This is a genomic window from Parafrankia sp. EAN1pec (assembly GCF_000018005.1).
GTDB classification, from domain to species: domain Bacteria; phylum Actinomycetota; class Actinomycetes; order Frankiales; family Frankiaceae; genus Parafrankia; species Parafrankia soli.
The window spans coordinates 5,458,883-5,478,931 of the sequence record NC_009921.1 but is presented as its reverse complement, the minus strand read 5'-3'; the positions used below and the strand labels follow the sequence as shown (position 1 = coordinate 5,478,931).

20 protein-coding genes and 1 pseudogene are annotated in these 20,049 nt (G+C 72.2%); 14 read left to right on the top strand and 7 right to left on the bottom strand.

Features of this window, described 5'->3' with window-relative positions:
* Positions 1-37 precede the first annotated feature (37 nt).
* From FRANEAN1_RS22365 to FRANEAN1_RS22345, 5 genes are all read right to left on the bottom strand, one after another.
* Positions 38-838 (bottom strand): enoyl-CoA hydratase/isomerase family protein, encoded by an 801-nt coding sequence (locus FRANEAN1_RS22365; protein ID WP_020462093.1) that lies wholly within the window; start codon positions 836-838, stop codon positions 38-40.
* 68 nt (positions 839-906) lie between these two features.
* A complete protein-coding gene (locus tag FRANEAN1_RS22360) occupies positions 907-1,518 on the bottom strand; it encodes a TetR family transcriptional regulator (protein ID WP_041254600.1) in 612 nt (203 codons plus the stop codon).
* Positions 1,519-1,725: 207 nt separating this feature from the next.
* The gene (locus FRANEAN1_RS22355; protein ID WP_020462091.1) at positions 1,726-1,935 is read right to left on the bottom strand and encodes a hypothetical protein; all 210 of its coding nucleotides are present in this window, start codon (positions 1,933-1,935) and stop codon (positions 1,726-1,728) included.
* Positions 1,913-2,833, bottom strand: a complete 921-nt coding sequence (locus FRANEAN1_RS22350) for an SDR family oxidoreductase (RefSeq protein ID WP_020462090.1) — start codon at positions 2,831-2,833, stop codon at positions 1,913-1,915. Before FRANEAN1_RS22350 ends, FRANEAN1_RS22355 begins: the two co-directional genes overlap by 23 nt.
* Positions 2,834-2,858: 25 nt before the next feature.
* Positions 2,859-4,322, bottom strand: a complete 1,464-nt coding sequence (locus FRANEAN1_RS22345; protein WP_020462089.1) for an aldehyde dehydrogenase family protein — start codon at positions 4,320-4,322, stop codon at positions 2,859-2,861.
* 150 nt (positions 4,323-4,472) lie between these two features.
* Between FRANEAN1_RS22345 and FRANEAN1_RS22340 the strand changes: the two genes are divergently transcribed.
* The gene (locus tag FRANEAN1_RS22340; RefSeq protein ID WP_020462088.1) at positions 4,473-5,333 is read left to right on the top strand and encodes a mycofactocin-coupled SDR family oxidoreductase; all 861 of its coding nucleotides are present in this window, start codon (positions 4,473-4,475) and stop codon (positions 5,331-5,333) included.
* A gap of 16 nt (positions 5,334-5,349) precedes the next feature.
* Here the strand turns inward: FRANEAN1_RS22340 and FRANEAN1_RS22335 are convergent, their stop codons facing one another.
* Positions 5,350-5,586 carry a hypothetical protein gene (locus FRANEAN1_RS22335; protein WP_020462087.1) on the bottom strand — a complete coding sequence of 79 codons (237 nt, stop codon included), beginning with the start codon at positions 5,584-5,586 and terminating at the stop codon, positions 5,350-5,352.
* A 110-nt stretch (positions 5,587-5,696) separates the two neighbouring features.
* Here FRANEAN1_RS22335 and FRANEAN1_RS22330 point away from each other — a divergent pair, with 110 nt between their 5' ends.
* The 5 genes and pseudogenes from FRANEAN1_RS22330 (at position 5,697) to FRANEAN1_RS22310 (ending at position 11,203) form a co-directional block, all read left to right on the top strand.
* Positions 5,697-6,869 carry an amidohydrolase family protein gene (locus FRANEAN1_RS22330; protein ID WP_020462086.1) on the top strand — a complete coding sequence of 391 codons (1,173 nt, stop codon included), beginning with the start codon at positions 5,697-5,699 and terminating at the stop codon, positions 6,867-6,869.
* An 82-nt stretch (positions 6,870-6,951) separates the two neighbouring features.
* Positions 6,952-8,281, top strand: a pseudogene (locus FRANEAN1_RS22325) (OB-fold domain-containing protein); the annotation flags it as partial.
* 110 nt (positions 8,282-8,391) lie between these two features.
* On the top strand, positions 8,392-9,624 hold the full coding sequence (locus FRANEAN1_RS22320) for a CoA transferase (RefSeq protein ID WP_020462085.1): 1,233 nt from the start codon (positions 8,392-8,394) through the stop codon (positions 9,622-9,624).
* Positions 9,625-9,712: 88 nt separating this feature from the next.
* On the top strand, positions 9,713-9,901 hold the full coding sequence (locus FRANEAN1_RS22315; protein WP_020462084.1) for a ferredoxin: 189 nt from the start codon (positions 9,713-9,715) through the stop codon (positions 9,899-9,901).
* Between the two features lie 102 nt (positions 9,902-10,003).
* A complete protein-coding gene (locus FRANEAN1_RS22310; protein WP_020462083.1) occupies positions 10,004-11,203 on the top strand; it encodes a cytochrome P450 in 1,200 nt (399 codons plus the stop codon).
* A 152-nt stretch (positions 11,204-11,355) separates the two neighbouring features.
* On the opposite strand, the gene FRANEAN1_RS22305 is transcribed toward FRANEAN1_RS22310, so the two are convergent.
* A complete protein-coding gene (locus FRANEAN1_RS22305; RefSeq protein WP_020462082.1) occupies positions 11,356-12,132 on the bottom strand; it encodes an SDR family NAD(P)-dependent oxidoreductase in 777 nt (258 codons plus the stop codon).
* Positions 12,133-12,242: 110 nt separating this feature from the next.
* Between FRANEAN1_RS22305 and FRANEAN1_RS22300 the strand changes: the two genes are divergently transcribed.
* Genes FRANEAN1_RS22300 through FRANEAN1_RS22270 form a run of 8 tightly spaced genes read left to right on the top strand, consistent with a single transcriptional unit; the run spans position 12,243 to position 20,041 of the window.
* Positions 12,243-13,358 (top strand): acyl-CoA dehydrogenase family protein, encoded by a 1,116-nt coding sequence (locus FRANEAN1_RS22300; protein WP_020462081.1) that lies wholly within the window; start codon positions 12,243-12,245, stop codon positions 13,356-13,358.
* 3 nt (positions 13,359-13,361) lie between these two features.
* Complete coding sequence (locus FRANEAN1_RS22295) at positions 13,362-14,618, top strand: acyl-CoA dehydrogenase family protein (RefSeq protein WP_020462080.1); 1,257 nt, start codon at positions 13,362-13,364, stop codon at positions 14,616-14,618.
* Positions 14,619-14,638: 20 nt separating this feature from the next.
* A complete protein-coding gene (locus FRANEAN1_RS22290; RefSeq protein WP_020462079.1) occupies positions 14,639-15,823 on the top strand; it encodes an acyl-CoA dehydrogenase family protein in 1,185 nt (394 codons plus the stop codon).
* A 50-nt stretch (positions 15,824-15,873) separates the two neighbouring features.
* Entirely contained in the window at positions 15,874-16,950 is a 1,077-nt protein-coding gene (locus tag FRANEAN1_RS22285; RefSeq protein ID WP_020462078.1) for an LLM class flavin-dependent oxidoreductase, read from the top strand.
* Positions 16,947-17,351 carry a hypothetical protein gene (locus FRANEAN1_RS37330; RefSeq protein ID WP_020462077.1) on the top strand — a complete coding sequence of 135 codons (405 nt, stop codon included), beginning with the start codon at positions 16,947-16,949 and terminating at the stop codon, positions 17,349-17,351. The genes FRANEAN1_RS22285 and FRANEAN1_RS37330 overlap by 4 nt, the downstream gene beginning before the upstream one ends.
* Positions 17,279-17,761: a sugar phosphate isomerase/epimerase family protein gene (locus FRANEAN1_RS22280; protein WP_083788310.1), complete on the top strand. Its 483-nt coding sequence runs from the start codon at positions 17,279-17,281 to the stop codon at positions 17,759-17,761. The genes FRANEAN1_RS37330 and FRANEAN1_RS22280 overlap by 73 nt, the downstream gene beginning before the upstream one ends.
* Before the next feature lie 49 nt (positions 17,762-17,810).
* Positions 17,811-18,977 carry a thiolase family protein gene (locus FRANEAN1_RS22275; protein ID WP_020462075.1) on the top strand — a complete coding sequence of 389 codons (1,167 nt, stop codon included), beginning with the start codon at positions 17,811-17,813 and terminating at the stop codon, positions 18,975-18,977.
* A complete protein-coding gene (locus tag FRANEAN1_RS22270) occupies positions 18,974-20,041 on the top strand; it encodes an LLM class F420-dependent oxidoreductase (protein WP_020462074.1) in 1,068 nt (355 codons plus the stop codon). The genes FRANEAN1_RS22275 and FRANEAN1_RS22270 overlap by 4 nt, the downstream gene beginning before the upstream one ends.
* Positions 20,042-20,049 lie beyond the last annotated feature (8 nt).

Below are 20,049 nucleotides of genomic sequence, written 5' to 3'. Positions count from 1 at the left end.
GGTGCCGTCATCTGGGGCCGGGCCAGTCAGGATCGGATCACGAGTCGCGTCGCGGCCCGTCCGCCGTCGCCTGAGTCGGAGTTCGTCGGGTTCCGGTTCCCGACTGAGATGATCGTGCCGGCAGCAACGACGGGCTCGCCGTGACGTGCAGGTGGCGCGCCGACTCGACCTCGATGTACTCCGCCATGTCCATCCGCTCGGCAGACAGCACGTTGGCCTTCATCATCCGCAGCGGGAACGGATGGTGGCCCGCGAGCTCGTCGGCCAGCGCGAGCACCTCGTCGTGCAGCGTGTCGGCCGGGAACAGCCGGGTGACGAGGCCGAAGGCGAGCGCGTCCTGCGCCGTCACCTTCTCCGGAAAGAACAGCAGCTCGCGAGCACGGGCCGCGCCGACGAGCCGCGCAAGCGACCAGACGAGACCCATGTCTCCGGACACGCCGACTTTCAGGAAACCGGTCGCGAACCTGGCGCGTTCGGACGCGAACCGGAAGTCGCACGCGCACGCCCATCCCATCGCCGCGCCCGCGCAGCCACCGTCGATCGCGGCGATCGTCAGCTGCGGCATCGTGTGCAGCAATGTCGACGCGTGGTACACGGCGCCGAGCCGTTCCAGCGTCACCGGTTCCGACGAGTGGCCGCCGGTGAGATCAGCGCCGACCGAGAAGTCGTTGCCCGCGCCACGCAGCACAACGACGCGTGCATCACTGGCCGGCACGGGGGATAGCGCTTCATAGAGCTCTTCGCACATCTGAACGGTCACGCCGTTGCGGCGGCCGGGCCGGTGCAGCGTCACGATCGACACCGCGCCCCGCTGCTCCAGCAGCACGGATGGTTCCACGATGACCGCCTTCGTATGATCGAGGCCGGATATGCCGTTCCCACCGGTACGTGACGACCTGCGCTGAGTCAGAAGGCTCCGGGGCGGACGGTGCGCATGACGTCGTCGAGGACCTTGTCGAGGGGCGCCTGGCCATCGGTTGCCCTCCAGGCCCTGTTCGCTGCCTCCAGGCATGCCAGCGCGGCACCGATGATCGCCTCGGGGCGCGCGTCGATACCGGCCTCGGTGGAAGTGGGGCCAAGACGGTCGGCGATGTGGGGGATGAGCGGGTCGTGCCACCGGCACTGCTTTTCCAGGTTGCGGGCCCGCAGCTCGGGACTACCATCGATCATGAGTCGCAGGCCGAGGGTGCCCTGTGGATCGCCTGCGTGGTAGTCGAGGAGAACGTCGAAGGCCCGGCGCAGCGCCGTCCAGGCATCCTCATCCGCGGGCCGTTTCGCCAGGGCGTCGACGAGTAGTCGGCCGAGGGTGCTCAGGTGGCCGAGTACGACGTCTTCCTTCGAGGTGAAGTAGCGGAAGAAGGTGCTGCGGGACATTCCGGCGGCGGCCGCGATCTCATCGATCGTCGTCGTGTCGTAACCCTTGCGGGCGAACAGGTCCATCGCGACGGACACCAGTTCGGCCCGCACAGCCCGCCGGGTGCGTTCGCGGAGCCCCAGCTCTCCAGACGCCTCAGCCATCACTTTTGCACTGTACCCCGCACCATAACTGCTTGGCGATGTCCAGATCGGTACTGAGTGCAGTTTTTGGCGCAGAGTTTGACGCGGCGGCCCGGGACATACGCCGAGCCGGCACGCTCGGGTGAGGTGTTCGCCCCTGGCGGTGGCCTGGGCAACCGTTCCGAGCTCGCTCGGCCCGGTCGCCGGCACGGCGGTGAACGGTGGCGGTCAGGCGCCGCGCTGGAGCGAATCGACCATCACCCCGCGGCTGTAGGCGAGCGCGATCTGCGAGCCGGGCGGTCCACCCGGCTCCGTGGTGTCGATGCGACGGAACTCGGCTACCTGGTGGTCGTCCCGGAACCGCGCGATCGCGCCCTCCAGGTCGCGGGTGACATAGCCGAGCTGGAAGAAGTTCTCAGGCTGGATCGAGGGTGACATGAGGCTCGCTCACGGGAGTCGGCGGGCTGGCGGGACGGGGAGCGTCGGCCGGATGACGCCTGGCGGCGACGATGCCGCCGTCGACGCGCAGGTCGCACCCGGTGATGTAGCTGGCGCTGTCGGAGACGAGGAAGTCGATCGCCGCCGCAATGTCGGCGGGCATTCCGAGCCGCCGTAGCGGGGTCACCTCCGCGGCCGCGGCGGCCAGCGGGTTCGCCGCCATCTCCTGGCGGCCCATCGGGGTCAGCACGGTGCCCGGCGAGACCGACAGGATGCGGGCACCGCGCTCGGCCCAGGCACCGGCCGACCGTTCCACCAGCCGCAGGACGCCGCGCTTCGACGCCCCGTAGGCGCGTACAGCGAAGAAATAGGGAGTCGGGTTCGGGTCGGCGGCGAGCAGGAGCCGCTCCAGGTCGACGGCGAGGCGGCCGGAGTGCGGGTCGTCGAGCACGGCGTCGACCTCGGCCGATGAGCTGAAGGTGTGGGCCGCCACCGAGCCGATGCAGACCGCCGAGCTGCCGGGGACGGCCAGCGGCAGGAACGCGTCGAGCAGGTGCGCCGTCCCGCGGAGGTTGACCTCCACGATCGTCCGCGGGCCGGCGAGGGCGGGGGAGAGGCCGGCCGTGTGGACCAGCGTGCCCAGGGTGCCGGCCTCGCTCACCGCCGCGGCGAGCCGCTGGACGCTGTCCGAGCTCGCCACGTCGGTGGCGACGGAGAGGGCGATGTCGTAGCCCTCTTCTGTGAGGCTGTCGTGCAGCGCGGCCAGCGCGACCTCGTTGCGGCCGGAGAGGACGAGCCGGTAGCGCACGCCGAGGCGCCGGGCCACGGCGCGGCCTGTTCCGCCGTAGGCGCCGGTGATCACGGCTAAGGATTTTCGACTGGTGCCGATCAGATTCATGACTTCGCCCGAGTCTCCGGCCCGCTCAGCGGGCGCTCCAGATGATGCTCTTGGACAGCAGGAACTCCTCGAGGCCGAACTCGCCGCGCTCGAGGCCGAGCCCGCTCTGCTTGTAGCCGCCGAACGCGGTGTGCGGGCTGGAGCCCGCGCCGCCGCCGTTGATGTAGATCATTCCGGTGCGCAGCCGCTTGGCGATCTCGTAGGCGCGTACCGGGGACTGCGCCCAGACCCCGCCGCCGAGCCCGAACTCGCTGTCGTTGGCGAGCCGGACCGCCTCGTCGTCGTCGTCGAAGGCGATGACGACGCCGACCGGGCCGAAGAACTCCTTGCGGGCGACCGTCATCGAGTTGTCGACATCGACGAACAGCGTCGGCTCGACGAAGAACCCCTTGTCGAGATGGGCGGGCCGGCCCCCGCCGTAGGCGACCTGGGCGCCCTCGGCGCGGCCGGCGGAGATGAGGCTCTCGACCTTCGCCCGCTGGGCCGCGCTGATCAGCGGTCCCATGGTCGTGGCGGGGTCGGCCGGGTCGCCGACCGTGATGTGATCAAGGCTCTGCTTGACCAGGCCGACGAGCTCGTCGAGACGTGAGCGGTGCACCAGCGTCCGGGTCAGCAGGCTGCAGCCCTGGCCGGCGTGGGTGGTCATGCCGTTGACGATCGTCGGGACGACGAGGTCGAGGTCGACGTCGGCGGTGATGATGTTGGCGGACTTGCCGCCGAGCTCGAGCACGACCTTCTTCAGCGACTGCGCCGCCTGGGTGTAGACCAGCCGGCCCACGGTGTCGGAGCCGGTGAAGCTGACGATGTCGACCCCGGGATGGGTGGTCAGCGCCTCGCCGGCCGCTATGCCGCCGCTCACGATGTTGAGCACGCCGGGCGGCAGGCCGGCCTCGTCGGCCATCTCGCCCAGGACGAACGCCTCGAGCGGGGTGGTCGGCGCCGGCTTGAGGACGACCGTGCACCCCGCGGCCAGTGCCGGGGCCAGCTTGAGGATGTTGAGGAAGAGCGGGAAGTTGTAGGCCGAGATGAGCGCGGCGACGCCGTAGGGCTCGCGGCGGACGACCCCCTGGGCGAGCGTCGGCCCGACCGTCGGCAGCATCGCCCGCTCGAACGGGAACTGCCGCAGCACCCGCTCAGCCATGTCCCTGAAATGGTGAAGTGGGACGCTGACCTGCAGCGTGTCGGCCAGGGCCCGCGTCGAGCCGGCCTCCCGGACGCTGAGTTCCTTGAGTTCGTCGACGCGCCGCTCCATCACGTCGGCCATGCGCAGCAGCGCGGTGGCGCGCTCGTTGGCGCTGAGCGTCGGCCACGGGCCCTCGTCGAACGCCCGCCGGGCGGCGGCGACGGCCCGGTCGACGTCGCTGACGGTTCCGTCGGGGACGGCGCCGATGACCTCTTCGGTCGCCGGGTTGAGGACCTCGAGGACGCCGTCGCCGTCGCTGTCCCGCCACGCGCCGTCGATGTACAGCTGGTAGGTCAGCGCCGACATCGGATACCACCCTCTTAGAACACTAGAATAATTGATTGAACTATTTTAGTATGGCGGCAGTCGCAGGCGAAGGCAAGCAGCTCGCGTGGGGTCGGGCCGAGGTCAGCGAGGGGCGCGGCGTCCTCGGGCACAAGGGACAGGAGCACATCCGTGGGACGCATGGACGGCAAGGTCGTCTTCATCACCGGTGCGGCGCGTGGCCAGGGGCGGGCGCACGCCGTCCGGGTAGCGGCGGAGGGAGGCGACGTCGTGGCCGTCGACCTGTGCGCCGACATCGCCTCCACGCCCTACCCGATGGCGACCCGGGACGACCTGGACGAGACGGCCCGCCTGGTCAAGGAGCGCGGCGGCCGCGTCGTCGCGCAGGTCGCCGACGTCCGCGACCGGGCCGCGCTGGCCGCCGCCGTCGCCGAGGGCATCGCCCAGTTCGGCCGGTTGGACGGCGTGGTGGCCCAGGCCGGTATCTGCCCGCTCGGTACGACGGCGCCGCAGGCCTTCGTCGACGCGGTCAGCGTCGACTTCGGTGGCGTCTTCAACGCCGTCGACGTCGCCCTGCCCCACCTGCAGCCCGGGGCCTCGATCGTCGCGACGGGAAGCCTGGCCGCGTTGATCCCCGGCACATTGGACAACGCGGCCAAGGGGTCCGGCGGCCTGGGCTACGCCTGGGCCAAGCGGGCGGTGGCGTCGCTGGTCCACGACCTCGCCGTCGTCCTGGCTGGTCAGAGCATCCGGGTGAACGCCGTCCACCCGACCAACGTCAACACCGACATGCTGAACAACGACGTCATGTACCGGGCGTTCCGCCCGGACCTGGCCGAGCCCACCCTCGAGGACGTGCTGCCGTCGTTCCCGGCCATGACCGCGACAGGCGACCCGTACGTCGAGCCCGAGGACATCGCCGACGCGGTCCTCTTCCTGCTCTCCGACGAGTCCCGCTTCATCACCGGCACCCAGCTCCGCGTCGACGCGGGAGGTTACGTCAGGCTGCGGCCGCAGGTGCCCGCCTTCTGACGGCCCGCCCGACGCGTCACTCCTCGGAAGGTGCGGCCGTCCCGTCGAAAGGCGGGTCGGCCCGGCCGGGGGGGACGTAGGTGAGGAAGCCGGTCTCGCCGGGCCTCGCCGCCGCGTTCCAGCTGTTGCGCGCCAGCGCGGCCAGCGCGGCCTCGACGGCCGCGATCTCCGCCCGCAGCCGGCCGCCCGTCTCATCGAAGTTCAGCAGGTCGTGGTCGTCGTCGTCCAGGGGTCTGGTCGGCTCTTTCTCCATGCGTCGCTCCTCGGGTGGAACGCGGGCTGTATCAGTGGCGCTATCGTGCGATATAGTGCAATAGGTTATATGATCGACAGCACAATCGAGGGGACCTGAAGGGACGCTGGATGCCACTCCAGGACTACATGCAGATCATTTCGGTCGACGATCACCTCATCGAACACCCGCGGGTCTTCGCCGACCGGCTCCCGCGCAAGTTCCTGGACGCGGGCCCGCGCATCGTCGAGGACGAGCAGCGCCGGCACGTGTGGCATATGGAGGACCAGGTCTTCCCGTACATCGGGCTGAACGCGGTCGCCGGCAAGACGCCCGAGGAGTTCGGGATGGAGCCGCTGCGCTTCGACGACATGATCCCGGGCTGCTACGACCCGGTCGAGCGGGTCAAGGACATGGACCTCGACGGGATCCAGGCCGCCTGCTGCTTCCCGTCGTTCCCCGGCTTCGGTGGCCGGGTGTTCATGCGGGCCAAGGATCCTGAGCTGGGGCTGGCCTGCGTGCGGGCCTGGAACGACTTCAGCATCGACGAGTGGTCGGCGTCGGCGCCCGAGCGGTTCGTGCCGCTGGCCCTGCTCCCGCTGTGGGACCTCGACCAGGCGGTGGCCGAACTACGCCGGGTCGCGGCCAAGGGTGCCCGTACCGTCTCGTTTCCCGACAGCCCGGTCCCGCTCGGGCTGCCGTCGTTCCACGACGACCACTGGGGTCCGCTGTGGGACGTCCTCGAGGAGACCGGGATCCCGGTGAGTCTGCATTTCGGCTCGGGCAGCTTCGTACCCGGCTTCAACTTCTCGGCCGCCGCGCTCTCGCCCAACCCGCCCGCGCCCGGCCAGGCGCCCCCCGCGACGTCGTTCGCCCTCTACGCGACCAACCTGATGTGGTCGACCGTGGACCTGCTGTTCTCCGGGCAGCTACAGAAGCACCCGGGCCTGAAGTTCATGCTCTCCGAGGGCGGCATCGGCTGGCTCCCCTACATCGCCGAGCGGGCCGACTGGGTCTGGGGCCGCCACCGTTACTACCAGCCCATCGACTTCGACACCCGCCCCAGCGAGCTGCTCCGCAAGCACTTCTGGGGCTGCTACATCGACGACCGGTTCGGGCTGACCAACCGGCACGCGATCGGTGTCGACCGGATCTGCGTCGAGATCGACTACCCCCACTCGGACTCCATGTGGCCGAACAGCCGCAAGGTGATTGCCGAGTCACTCCTCGACGTGCCCGACGACGAGGCCCACAAGATCGTTGAGCTCAACGCCCGTGACGTCTTCAACTTCCCGCGCTCCTGAGCGGGCCGGTGCGCCTGGGGCGGGCTCGGCCTCCGCGAGCGCATCTCCCACCGGCGCGGCTTCCGCCGGAGCGGCTCCCGTCACGCGGCCGCGGCCTCAGCCGACGCTCGCCAGCGGCGAGTTCTGGACGTCCGGCGCGGACGGTGTGCTGCGCATCCTCCGGTGCGGGGACTGCGGGGCCTACACCCATCCGCCGCTGCCGCGCTGTCGCGTCTGCCGCGGCGGCGCGATGACGATGGCGGCGGTCTCCGGTCGTGGGGTGGTCGCCGGGTTCACCGTCAACCACCAGCAGTGGTTACCCGATTTCCCGCCGCCGTACGTCGTGGCGGTGGTGGCGCTCGCGGAGGACGACGGCGTCCGGCTGACCACCAACATCGTCAACTGCGAGCCCGGCGACGTGCGGATCGGCCTGGCGGTGCGGGTGCTGTTCGAGCAGGCCGACGACGTCTACCTCCCGCTGTTCGAACCGGATCCGGACCGCGCGGGCGAGGTGCTCGCGGTGCCCGAGCCGCGCGAGCTGACAGCGGCCGCGAGGCCGGTGTCGGCGGCGAGGTTCGAGGAGAAGGTGGCCCTCACCGGCGTCGGCCAGTCGCGGGTGGGCCGCCGGCTGATGGTCGATCCGCTCGAGCTCACCGTCCAGGCGTGCCTGGCGGCGGTCGAGGACGCGGGGCTCACGCTCGACGAGATCGACGGGTTGTCCACCTACCCGGGCCGGGTCGGCGGGCCGGGCATGTCCGAGGGCGGGATAGCACCCCTCGCCGAGGCGCTGCAGCTGCACCCGACCTGGATCAACGGCGCGGGGGACACCCCGGGTCAGGCCGGGGCGATCATCGCGGGGATGCTGGCGGTGGCCGCGGGGCTGTGCCGTCACGTGCTGTGCTTCCGGACGGTGTGGGAGTCCTCCCACGCCGCGCTCGTCCGCGCCGGCCGTCGAGACCGCCCCCGACCGCCCGCGGCCCGCGGTACTGGTCGACGCGGTCGGCACCCAGATCCTCGAGCGGATCAGCTGGGACCAGGACACCCTGACCCACGAGCCGCAGATCCGGGGACCCGCGCGCCACCTGTGGACCCGGTCGTCACTGCGTCCCGACGACGTCGACGTCGCGCTGCTCTACGACGGGTTCACGTTCAACGCGCTGTCCTGGATCGAGGGACTCGGCTTCTGCGAGCCCGGCGGTGCGCGCGAGTTCATCGACGAGGGCCGGGGGATCGCCCTGGACGGTCGGCTGCCGCTGAACCCGCACGGCGGCCAGCTCTCCGCCGGGCGGCTGCACGGCTTCGGCTTCGTCCGCGAGGCGATGCTCCAGCTGCGCGGCGAGGCGCGCGGGCGGCAGGTCTCGGACGCCGAGGTGGCCGTGGTCTGCACGGGCGGCGGCGCGCCGGGCAGCGCGCTGCTGCTGAGACGGGGCTGATCCCCCGTCAAGATCCCCCGTCGAGCTCTCTCGCCGAGCGACGACAGACCGGACCGATCGACCGCCCGCTTCGCGGGAGCACAGCCGGAACCGAGGAGATCCAGAGAACCATGCAGCTACCGATGCAGGGCATCCGAGTGCTCGAGGTGGCCCAGTTCACCTTCGTCCCGGCGGCGGGTGCGATCCTGGCGGACTGGGGCGCCGACGTCATCAAGGTCGAGCACGCCGTGCGCGGCGACGGACAGCGCGGGCTCACGAACGTCCTGGGTGTCGACGCGATCGCGAAGGGCAGCAGCTTCTCGCCGATCGTCGAGGGGCCGAACCGGGGCAAGCGCAGCGTCGGGCTGGCGCTGGAGAACCCGCAGGCCCGCGAGCTCCTCGACGATCTGATCAGGCAGAGCGACGTCTTCCTGACCAACTTCCTGCCCGACGCGCGCGCCAAGCTGCGGATCGAGCTCGACGACGTCCGCAAGGTCAACCCGGAGATCATCTACGTGCGCGGCTCCGGCTTCGGCACCCGCGGCCCCGAGGCGGGCAAGGGCGGCTACGACATGACCGCCTTCTGGGCCCGTGCGGGCGGCGGCGCGGGAGCCACCCCGCCCGGCGCCGACCGGCTGGCCCCGATGCCCGCGGGCGGGTTCGGCGACAACATCGGCGGCATGACCATCGCCGGCGGCGTCGCGGCGGCCCTGTTCGCCCGTGCCACCACGGGGGAGACCTCGGTCGTCGACGTGTCCCTGCTGGGTGTCGGGGCCTGGGCGACGCAGTTCACCGTCAACCTGGCGCTGATGGCCGGCGGCCCGCCGCCGCGGCCGCCCGCCCCGCGGCACGGCTCGGCGCGCAATCCGCTGGTCGGCCCGTACCGCACCGCCGACGACCGGTGGCTGCTGTTCTCGATGCTGCAGCCCGGTCGCTACTGGGCGGAGTTCTGCGAGGTCGCGGGGCGGCCGGAGCTCGTCTCCGACGAGCGGTTCGACACGGTCGAGAAGCTGATGGACCGGGCGCCCGTGGCGGCCGAGATCGTCTCGGAGATCATCGGCGGGCGGACCCTCGAGGACTGGCTGGCCAGGCTCGCGCACATCGAGGGCCAGTGGGCCGTCGTCCAGGACGCCTGGGGCGTGGCCAACGACGTCTCGCTGCGGGCCAACGGAATGATCACGACGGTCGAGGACGCCGAGGGCGTGCCCAGGGAGCTGGTGGCCAGCCCCGTGCAGTTCGACGAGCAGGCGGCCGCGTTGCGCCGGGGTCCGCTGTTCGCCGAGCACACCGACGACGTCCTGCGCGATCTCGGGCTCAGCGACGAACGGCTGATCGAGCTCAAGCTGGCCGGTGCGATCACCTGACGACGGGCGCGACCGCGCTCGGACGAGCGACGGGCTTCGGACGAGGCGGCGCTCGGACGAGCCCAGCACGGAGGAGAGGAGAGGCTCGATGCGGGTGACTATCGATATGGACAAGTGCTCCGGCCACGCGCGTTGCTACGGGACCGATCCGGACCTGTTCCAGATCGACGACATCGGCTACGCGTTGCGCCCTGAGTTCGAGGTGCCGGCGGGGGGCGAGGAGACGGCGCGCGAGGCCGCGGCCTCCTGCCCCGAGCGGGCCATCACGGCGCAATGACCCGGCGATGACCGCGACCCGGCGATGACCGCGTCCTTCGGCGGCCGGAGCCCGGTCGCCCACCAACCGGATCGCCATCACCCAGCGACGGAGGGAGTCCGCATGTCTGTTACCGAACCGGTGCCGAGCCGGTGCCCGGCCGTGACCTACTCACCCCACGAACAGCGTCCGGTCGGAGAGTGGACCGCCTTCTTCGACCAGCTGCGCGACGAGGCGCCGGTGGTGCGCAACACCTTCGCCAACGGCTACTACGTGCTCACCCGGTACGAGGACATCCTCAGTGCCTACCAGGACACCGACACCTTCTCGACCCAGGCGGTCACGGTCCTGGAGCCGGACCCCAGCTACCGCTGGATCCCGCACATGCTCGGCGGCAACGAGCACCGGCAGTGGCGGCGGCAGCTCGGCCCGTACTTCTCGCCGCGGGCGATCGAGGGGCTCGACGACCGGATCCGGGCGCGGGCGGTCGGGCTCATCGAGTCGTTCGCCGACCGCGGGTCCTGTGACGTGATCACCGACTTCTCGTTCCACTTCCCGACGACGATCTTCCTCGAGCTGATGGGGCTCCCGGTCGGCGACCTCGACCGGTTCATGGCCTGGGAAGCCAACATCCTGCACTCGAACGGCTCGACGCCGGAGGAGATCGCCCACAACCGGACGACGGCGATGGCGGCGGTGTACGAGTACTTCGGCTCGGTCATCGCCGATCGCCGGCGCAGGCCCGGGGACGACCTGGTGAGCCACGCGATCGCCTTCAAGGTCGACGGCCGGCCGGTGACCGACGACGAGGTCCTCTCCTACTGCTTCTTCATGTTCATGGCGGGGTTGGACACCGTCGCGGCCGCGCTCGGCTACTCGCTCTACCACCTGGCGACCCACCCCGAGGACCGGGCGCGGATCGTGGCGGACCCGGCGCTGATCCCGTCGGCCATCGAGGAGATCCTGCGGGCCTACGCGTTCACCATCCCGGCGCGCAAGGTCACCAGGGACATCGAGGTCGCCGGGTGCCCGATAGCGGCCGGATCGATGGTGCAGCTGCCCATCAAGGCGGCGATGCGCGACGGCGCCGCCTTCGCCAGCGCCTCGGAGGTGCTGATCGACCGCAAGCCGAACAACCACATCGCCTTCGGTGCCGGCCCGCACCGCTGCCTGGGTTCGCACCTCGCGCGCCACGAGCTGGCGATCGCGCTGGAGGAGTGGCACAAGCGGATCCCCGACTACCGCCTCGCGGACGATGCCGTCATCACGGAGCTCGGTCGCAGCTCCGGCCCCGACACGGTGCCGGTCGTCTGGGCGCGCTAGCGGGCACGGGCACGGGCCAGCCGCGGGACCGGCGCGTCCGGCGGCTGGCCCGCTCGTCCGGTGGCGGCGGGTGGTGCGCGGCGGGTGGTCAGAGGATCACCGATCTGAGCGCGCCCGCCGCGCTGCTCCGGCCGTTCAGGCCACGCGGTCGGTCATGCGCCCTTGGGCGTGAAGCGGAGTGCGCCGTCCAGGCGGATCGTCTCGCCGTTGAGGTAGACGTTCTCGGCGATCTGCTGGGCGAGCTGGGCGTACTCCTCCGCGCGTCCCATGCGCTTCGGGAACGGCACGGCCCCGCCCCAGTAGGCGTCGAGCTGCTCCGGGTCGGCGTTGCGGAAGGCCGGGGTCAGGAAGGTGCCGGGCGCGATGGTGACGACCCGGATCCCGGCCGGGGCGAGGTCGCGCGCGAGCGGCAGCGTCATCGCGACGATGCCGCCCTTCGCCGCGCTGTACCCCGTCTGGCCGATGGTGCCGTCGAAGGCCGCGATGGAGGCGGTGTTGATGATGACGCCCCGCTCGCCGTGCTCGAGCGGTTCCGAGCGGGCGATCGCCGCCGCCGCCAGCCGGTCGATGTTGTAGGTGGCCGCCAGGAAGATGTCGAGCACGCGGGTGAACGACGTCTGCGGCGCCGGGGCGTTCGACCTGTCGAGGGTGCGCTGGCCGCCCGGCCCGCCGTGGGCGACGACGGCGATGCGCAGCGGGCCGAGCTCGCCGGCCTGGTCGAGGGCCGCCTGGATGGACGCCTCGTCGGTGACGTCGGTGCGCGCGAAGGCGGCGCCCTCGCCGAGCTCCTCGACGACCGCCCGGCCCTTGTCCTCGTCGAGGTCGGCGACGAGGACCTTCGCGCCCGCCGCGTGCAGTCGTCGTGACGTGGCGGCCCCGAAGCCGCCCCCGCCGCCGGCCACGAAAGCCACTGCGCCCTTGATCTCCATCGCCGTACCGCCCTCTTCCGTTGTCCGTCGATCCCCGCGACCGCAGCTTACAGTTGAACAATTAAACTGAAATAGTTATATTGCGCCAGAGGGTAGAGGGAGGGCAGCTCATGAGGCTCAGCTTCACCGCCGAGCACGAGCAGTTGCGGCGGGCCGTCCGCGATTTCCTGGCGGAGCGGTCGCCGGCGGCCGCCGTCCGGCGACTGATGGACTCGACCGCCAACCGCGACGACGACGTGTGGACCCGGCTGGCCGGGGAGCTCGGCCTGGTGGGCCTCGGCCTGCCCGAGCAGTACGGCGGCTCCGGCTTCGGCGAGATCGAGGTCGGGATCGTGCTGGAGGAGATGGGCCGGGCGCTGCTCGTGGCCCCCTACCTGAGCACCGCCGTGCTCGCGGGTCAGACCCTGGCGACGTCCGAGGACCGGGAGGCGCAGCAGCGGTGGCTGCCGGGGATCGCGGCCGGCTCGCTGACCGCGACGCTGGCGGTCGCCGACGAGTCGGGATCGTGGGAGCTGACCGACCCGGCGACGAGCGCCGAGCCGCGCGGCGGGCAGTGGCTGGTCTCCGGCCCGAACCACTACGTCCTCGACGGCCACAGCGCCGACCTGCTCCTGGTGGTGGCGCGGGCCGCGGACGGGACGGGGGTGTTCGCGGTCGAGGGGACGGGCCCCGGGGCCGTGCGCGCCAGGCTCGACAGCCTCGACCCCACCCGGGACCTCGCCTCGGTCGTCCTACGGGAGGCGCCCGCGGTCCGGGTCGGCGCGGGCCGGGAGGCGACAACGTGGCTGGGCGAGGTCCACGACCGGGCACTCGCGGCCCTGGCGTCGGAACAGGTCGGCGGCGCGGCGCGGTGCCTGGAGCTCGCCGTCGACTACGCGAAGGTACGGGAGCAGTTCGGCCGGCCGATCGGCTCGTTCCAGGCGATCAAGCACAAGTGCGCCGCCCTGCTCGTCGAGGTCGAGAGCGCCCGCTCGGCGGTCTACCACGCCAACGCCGCACTGGCCGCCGACGACCCGGAGGGGACGGTCGCCGCGGCGGTCGCGTCGGCGTACGCATCGCGGGCGTTCACCCTCGCCGCCAAGGAGTGCATCCAGATCCACGGCGGCATCGGGTTCACGTGGGAGCACGACGCGCACCTCTTCCTGCGGCGGGCGAAGTCCTCCGAGCTGTTCTTCGGGGCACCGCGGGCGCAGCGCAATCGGCTCGCGGACCTGGTCGGGATCTGAGCGGTGACGATGACGCCAGCAGGCTCCGACCGGTCCGACCGGACCGCCGCCGAGACCACCAGCGAGACGACCACCGGCCCCGCGGCCGAGACCCGCACCGGGCCGGACAGCGACGAGGAGTTCCGCGCCCAGCTGCGGGACTTCCTGGCGACCCGGCATCCCGGGCGCCCGCCGAAGAAGCCGGACGAGCGGGTCGCCTGGACGAAGGCCTGGCTGGCGACCCTGTTCGACCACGGCTACGCCGGCCCCAGCTGGCCGCGTGAGTTCGGCGGGATGGACCTGCCGTTCGGGCGGCAGGTGATCTACCAGGAGGAGCTGGCCCGCGCGCGGGTGCCCGGCCCGCTCGGCACCGGCCTCAATATCGCCGCCCCGACGATCATCCGGTACGGCACGCAGGAACAGAAGGAACGCTGGCTCGCGCCGATGCTGCGCGGCGACCGGATCTGGGTGCAGGGGTACTCCGAACCCGGCGCCGGCTCGGACCTGCCGAGCCTGCGCACCACCGCCCGCCGGCAGGGCGATGAGTACGTCGTCAACGGCCAGAAGGTCTGGACGTCGCACGCGGCGAGCGCCGACATCATCTTCGCGCTGGTCCGGACCGGCACGCAGCAGAGCCGCCAGCGCGGCATCAGCTACCTGATCGTGGACGCGCACGGGCCCGGCGTGCAGGTGCGGCCGCTGCGCGACCTGACCGGCGGCTACCTGTTCGCCGAGGTGTTCTTCGACGACGTCCGGGTGCCGGTCGCCGACCGGATCGGTGCCGAGAACGAGGGCTGGGCGCTCGCCCGGACGAGCCTCGGGCACGAACGGGCCGCCGGGGCGATGAACCAGGCCGCGCTCTACCGGCGGGTGCTCACCGAGCTCGAGCAGCTCGCGCGGGAGCGTGGCCTGCTGGCGGACGGCGTCGTCCGGGACCGGTTCGCGGACCTGGAGATCCGGGTGCGGGTCATGCGCTACAACGCCCAGCGGGTCATCTCCGACATCCTGGCCAAGGGCGAGCCGGGCCCGACGTCGTCGGTGTCGCGGCTGCTGATCACGGAGTTCGAACAGGAGATCCACGAGCTCGCGGTCGACCTGCTCGGGCCGGCCGGCCTGTTGCTCAAGACCGAGCCCGGGTCGGTGCAGGGTGGGCGCTGGCTGCACGGATTCCTGCGGACCAGGGCGTCGACGATCGGTGCCGGCACCCGCGAGATCCAGCTCAACACGCTCGCCGAGCAGGTGCTCGGACTTCCGTACGACCCGGCGATGCCGCCGCGCTGACCGACGTTTAGGGAGACTCCATGCGGTTGGAGACCAGTCCGGACCTGGTGGAGTTCCGGGCCGAGGTTCGCGCGTTCATCGCCGAACACGGCCCGGGACCGCGCCGGCGCACGGGGGTCCGCGCGCCCGAACCGGAGGAGATGCCCGGCCTGCGGGCCTGGATCGGCAGGCTCTACGCCGCCGGCTACCTGGGCCAGGCCTGGCCCGTCGAGTACGGCGGCCGGCCGGGGGCCCGCCCGGAGCACGGGTTCATCGTCGCGGAGGAGCTCGCGCGGGCCCGCACCTGGGGCGAGGTCGGCGCCGCCGCGCTCGCGGCCGGAGCGCTGATTGGGTTCGGCAGCGAGGAGCAGAAGCGACGCTTCCTGCCGCGGATCCGGACCGCCGAGGACCTGTGGTGCCAGCTGTTCAGCGAACCGGGCGCGGGCAGCGACCTCGCCGCCCTGTCCACCCGGGCGCGCCTGGACGGCGACCACTACGTCGTCGACGGGCAGAAGGTGTGGACGACGAACGGCCACCACGCCGACCTGGGCTACCTGCTGGCGCGCACGAGCACGGACGGCCCCAAGCAGGCCGGCATCACGGCGTTCGCGATGGACATGCGCAGCCCGGGCGTCGACATCCGCCCGCTGCGCGAGATCACCGGCACCAACGACTTCAACGAGGTGTTCCTCGACGGCGTGCGGATCCCGGTCGAGCGGGTGATCGGCCGGGTCGACGACGGCTGGCGGGTCGCCAACCTGAGTCTCGGCCATGAACGCAGCGGTGTGGGCGCCCGGGGGGTCGAGCTGTTCGGCCAGCTCGACGACCTGTTCGCGCTCGCCGGGCAGGCCACCGTCGGCGGCGGGCCCGCCCTGGCGGACGGCGCGACCCGCCAGCGGCTCGGCCGGCTCGCGACCCGCGTCCACGTGGCCGACAAGATGAGCAAGGCGGTGCAGTCGCGCATGGTCAACCGCACCGAGGACCCCGCGGACGCGCCGCTGGCCAAGGTGTTCTACAGCGAGGTCAACCTGGAGGCGGCCGAGACCGGCGTCGCCCTGCAGGGCATCGGCGGCCTCGGCGTGGACGAGGACGCCCCCTGGGCGGACGGCTGGTGGCAGGACGCCTTCCTCTACGCCCGCGCCTACACGATCGCGGGCGGCGCGAACGAGGTGCTCAGGACGATTGTCGCCGAGCGGGCGCTGGGACTGCCGAGGGACAAGCGTTGACCACGGGCGAGATCGGCGTCGCGGTCGAACCGGAGGGTCGGCGGTACGGCATGCCGTGGCGCGGAGCGGACGCCGCGCGGGCGGCCGAGCAGGCCGGCATGACGGCGTTCTGCAGCGGCGAGTTCGTGGACCACGAGGCCTACGCGACGCTGACCGAGATGGTGCTCGGCACCGAGCGGGCGCTGGTCGGCCCGGCCATCGCGTACGCGTTCGCGCGCACGCCGTATGCCCATGCGGCGGGGATCCGCAGCGCGTGGGCGCATGCAGCCGGGCGGGTGTTCCTCGGTCTCGGCTCGGGGGCCTACCGCATCAACCGGGACTGGTTCGGCGTGGAGGCCGACCGCCCGGTGGCGCGGATGGCGGACCTGGTCGGGGCGATCCGGGCGTGGCTGCACGCCGAGAACGGCCAGCCGGTGACCTACGACGGCGAGTTCTACCGGGTCAACGCGTCGGTCGGCGCCCCCGTCCTCGGCCGGATCGACGCCCCGATCCTGCTCGCCGGGTTCAACCGGCTGATGGCGGCGACCGCCGCGCGGGTGGCCGACGGGGTCGTCGGGCACGGGCTGTTCACCCGTACCTGGTGGGACGACGTGGTGCGGCCGGCGATGGCGCGGGGCGCGGCCGACGCCGCACGGGACACTCCGGCCCTCGAACACGGCTGGGTGATCACCGCGATCGACGACGACGATCCCGGGCGCGCGGTCACCGACGCCCGGCGCATGATCGCGTTCTACCTCACCGTCAAGACCTACGACCCCTACGTCGCCCATCACGGCTGGACCCGGCAGGTCGAGGCGATCCGCGAGGCGTTCGCGCGCCGCGACAGCGACGCCATGGCCGCGGCGGTCACGGACGACATGGTCGAGCAGATCGCGATCTGTGGCACCACGTCCGACGGTCGCGCGGCACTCGCCCGTCGCGGTGACTCGCTGCCACGCGACGTCGCCTACCTCGCGCCACCGTCGTACCTGGTCAGCGGGCGTCGCGGCCGGCGCTACGCACTCGCGAGCCTCGGCCTGCTCGACGGCGCCACGAGCCCCCCCGAGCCCTCGCCGCTCGAGCCCTCGCCGCTCGAGTCGTCGGCGGTCGCATCGTCGGCGGTCGCATCGTCGGCGGCACAGCGGTGAGTGCGCACCCGCGGGTGTCGGTCAGCGGGCTGTGCTTCCCGGAGCTGTCCGCGCTCGACACCCTGGAGGCCGTCGCGGCGCTCGGGGTCACGAACGCCTCGCTGACCGGGGCGAAGGTGCGCGCCGCCGGCGCCGAGGCCGTCGCCGCGGCGAGCCGGCGGCACGGCGTGCGCGTGGTGACCACGACGGCGGCGCTGGGCCTTGATCTGCGGCCCGGCGCCGACGCCGTCGCGGCACAGCTGCGCGAGGCGCGGGTGGACGTCGACAACGCCGCCGCCGTCGGGGCGGGCACGGTGTACGGGCTCACCGGCCCCCGTCCGGGCGCGGACTGGGACGCGGGGCCGCGGCCTACGCCGACGCCGTCACCGAGCTCGTCGACCACGCCGCCGGGCGCGGGGTGACCCTCGCGGTCGAGCCGGCGAACTGGCTCTACGCCGACCTCACCTTCGTCCACTCGTTCCACGACGCGCTGCGGCTCGCCCGCCGGGCCGGGCTGGGCGTGTGCCTCGACCTGTTCCACGTCTGGACCGAAGGCGGACTGCGGGCGGAGATCGCCGCCAACGCCGACGCCGTCGTGCACGTGCAGCTCAGCGACATGGTCCTCGGCGACCGGACGCTGCCATGCCGGGCCGTGCCCGGCGACGGCGACGTACCCCTGGCGAGCCTCGTGGGCTGGCTGCTCGAGGCCGGCTACCAGGGCGTCTTCGACTGCGAGCTGAGCGGGCCGCGGATCGACGCGCTCGGGACCCGGACGGCGGCGGCCCGCTCGGCAGCCTGGCTGACGGGCCTGCTCGCCGACCTCGGCGCCTGACAAGCCCAGCGCCTGACAAGCCCACCGTTCATCGAGGAGAGGTACAGCCATGGCCCAGGCCGTGATCGTCAGTGCGGTGCGCACGCCCATCGCGACGTCGTTCAAGGGGACGCTGCGGGACACCTCGGCCGAGGAGCTGGCCACGGCGGTCGTCCGGGCCGCGGTGGACCGCTCGGGGCTGGCGCCCGAGGACGTCGACGACGTCATCCTCGCCGAGGAGCTGGCCGGCGGCGGCGACATCGCCAGGTACGCCGCCTTCGCGGCCGGGCTGACGGCGGCGCCGGGCCAGGCCGTCAACCGCCACTGCGCGGCGAGCCTCGCGGCGGTGGGCAACGCGGCGGCGACGATCCGGGCCGGGATGGACCGCGCGGTCGTCGCCGGCGGCACCCACTCCTCGTCGATGAACCCCAGGCTGTCGTGGCGGGTGCCCGGGTCGGACGAGCCGCGCGCCGGGTTCAACCCCACGTTCCCCTACTACGAGGGCGCCACCGACGACGTGACCCTCGCCGTCGGCTGGAACACCGCGCAGGAGGTGGGCATCACCCGGGCGGAGATGGACGCCTGGGCCAAGCGCTCCCACGACCGGGCGATCGCCGCGATCGACGCCGGAGTCTTCGACGACGAGATCGTCCCGATCGACGTCGTCGTGGCGGGGGAGAAGGTCCGCTTCGCCGTCGACGAGCACCCGCGCCGGACGTCCACGCTGGAGAAGCTGGCCACGCTGAAGCCGCTGCACCCCGAGATCGAGGGCTTCGGCATCACCGCGGGGAACGCGAGCGGCGTGAACGACGCCGCCGCGGCCCTGATGCTGGTCACCGACGACCTCGCCCGGGATCGGGGCCTCACCCCGCTGGCCCGGGTGCGGGCGTGGGCGGCACTCGGCGTGGCCCCGCACCGCACCGGGATGGCCGGGGTGGAGGTCATCCCGCGGGTGCTGGAGCGGGCCGGGATCGGGGTGGCCGACGTCGACGCCTGGGAGATCAACGAGGCCTTCGCGTCGGTCCCGATCGCCGCCTGCCGCCTCCTGGGAATCCCGGACGACCTGGTCAACCAGTACGGCAGTGGCTGCAGTCTCGGGCATCCGGTCGCGGCCTCCGGAGCGCGGATGCTGACCACCCTGACCCACCACCTGCGCCGGCGCGGCGGCGGGATCGCCGTGGCGGCGATGTGCGCCGCGGGCGGCCAGGGCGGCGCAGTGGTCATCGAGGCGCCGTGAGGGTCGGGATGCCGCTGAAGTACTCCGGCGGCTTCACCGAGACCGTCGCGGACCTTCGCGACTTCGAGGCGGCCGGGCTCGACCTGGTCATGCTCCCGGAGGCCTACAGCTTCGACTCGGTGAGCCAGCTGGGCTACCTGGCGGCCCGGACCTCGACGGTGCTGCTGGCCACGAGCATTCTGAACATCTACTCGCGCACCCCGGCCCTGCTGGCCATGACGGCGGCCGGGCTGGACTACGTGTCCGACGGCCGCTTCGTGCTCGGCCTGGGCGCGTCGGGGCCGCAGGTGATTGAGGGGTTCCACGGCGTGCGCTACGACGCCCCGCTCGGGCGCACCCGCGAGGTCGTCGAGATCTGCCGGGCGGTCTGGCGGCGCGAGCGGCTCAGCTACGAGGGCCGGCACTACCACCTGCCGCTGGATGCCGCGCACGGCGGCAGCGGCCTGGGGAAGCCGCTGAAGCTGATCAACCACCCGGTCCGGTCCGCGGTGCCGATCGTGCTCGCCGCGCTGGGACCCCGCAACGTCGAGCTGGCCGCCGAGATCGGTGACGGGTGGGAGCCGATCTTCTACCTCCCCGAGGCGGCGCCGGCCGCCTTCGGTGAGCCGCTGGGCCCGCTCGACATCGTGGTGCCCACCCAGCTGCTGATCAGCGACGACGCCGACGAGATCGAGGCCGCGGTCCAGGCCGTGCGCGAGCACCTCGCGCTCTACGTCGGCGGCATGGGCGCCCGGGGCCGGAACTTCTACAACGAGCTCGCCGGCCGCTACGGGTTCGCGGCGGCGGCCGCCGAGGTGCAGGACCACTACCTCGCCGGGCGCAAGGCGCAGGCCGCTGCCGCGGTGCCGGAGCGGCTGGTGCGCGGTGTCTCGCTGATCGGACCGCCCGGGTATGTGCGGGAGCGGGTGGCGGCGTTCGCCGAGAGCGGGGTGACGACGCTGAACGGGCTGCCGCTGGCCGGCACCCACCGCCGGCGGCTCGCCGACGTCGAGCGGCTCAAGGAGTACGTGTCGTCGACGCTTCCCGGAACTTATCGTGATAGGTATAATGAGCTAACTAATTGATGGCTATT

Excerpts from the sequence above, each read along its gene's own strand:
- FRANEAN1_RS22275 (WP_020462075.1), top strand. The coding sequence starts at position 17,811 with ATGGCCCAGGCCGTGATCGTCAGTGCGGTGCGCACGCCCATCGCGACG.
- FRANEAN1_RS22330 (WP_020462086.1), top strand. The coding sequence starts at position 5,697 with ATGCCACTCCAGGACTACATGCAGATCATTTCGGTCGACGATCACCTC.
- FRANEAN1_RS22350 (WP_020462090.1), bottom strand. The coding sequence starts at position 2,833 with ATGAATCTGATCGGCACCAGTCGAAAATCCTTAGCCGTGATCACCGGC.
- FRANEAN1_RS22310 (WP_020462083.1), top strand. The coding sequence starts at position 10,004 with ATGTCTGTTACCGAACCGGTGCCGAGCCGGTGCCCGGCCGTGACCTAC.
- FRANEAN1_RS22290 (WP_020462079.1), top strand. The coding sequence starts at position 14,639 with ATGCGGTTGGAGACCAGTCCGGACCTGGTGGAGTTCCGGGCCGAGGTT.
- FRANEAN1_RS22305 (WP_020462082.1), bottom strand. The coding sequence starts at position 12,132 with ATGGAGATCAAGGGCGCAGTGGCTTTCGTGGCCGGCGGCGGGGGCGGC.
- FRANEAN1_RS22335 (WP_020462087.1), bottom strand. The coding sequence starts at position 5,586 with ATGGAGAAAGAGCCGACCAGACCCCTGGACGACGACGACCACGACCTG.
- FRANEAN1_RS22320 (WP_020462085.1), top strand. The coding sequence starts at position 8,392 with ATGCAGCTACCGATGCAGGGCATCCGAGTGCTCGAGGTGGCCCAGTTC.
- FRANEAN1_RS22345 (WP_020462089.1), bottom strand. The coding sequence starts at position 4,322 with ATGTCGGCGCTGACCTACCAGCTGTACATCGACGGCGCGTGGCGGGAC.
- FRANEAN1_RS22360 (WP_041254600.1), bottom strand. The coding sequence starts at position 1,518 with ATGGCTGAGGCGTCTGGAGAGCTGGGGCTCCGCGAACGCACCCGGCGG.
- FRANEAN1_RS22285 (WP_020462078.1), top strand. The coding sequence starts at position 15,874 with ATGCCGTGGCGCGGAGCGGACGCCGCGCGGGCGGCCGAGCAGGCCGGC.
- FRANEAN1_RS22355 (WP_020462091.1), bottom strand. The coding sequence starts at position 1,935 with ATGTCACCCTCGATCCAGCCTGAGAACTTCTTCCAGCTCGGCTATGTC.
- FRANEAN1_RS22315 (WP_020462084.1), top strand. The coding sequence starts at position 9,713 with ATGCGGGTGACTATCGATATGGACAAGTGCTCCGGCCACGCGCGTTGC.
- FRANEAN1_RS22300 (WP_020462081.1), top strand. The coding sequence starts at position 12,243 with ATGAGGCTCAGCTTCACCGCCGAGCACGAGCAGTTGCGGCGGGCCGTC.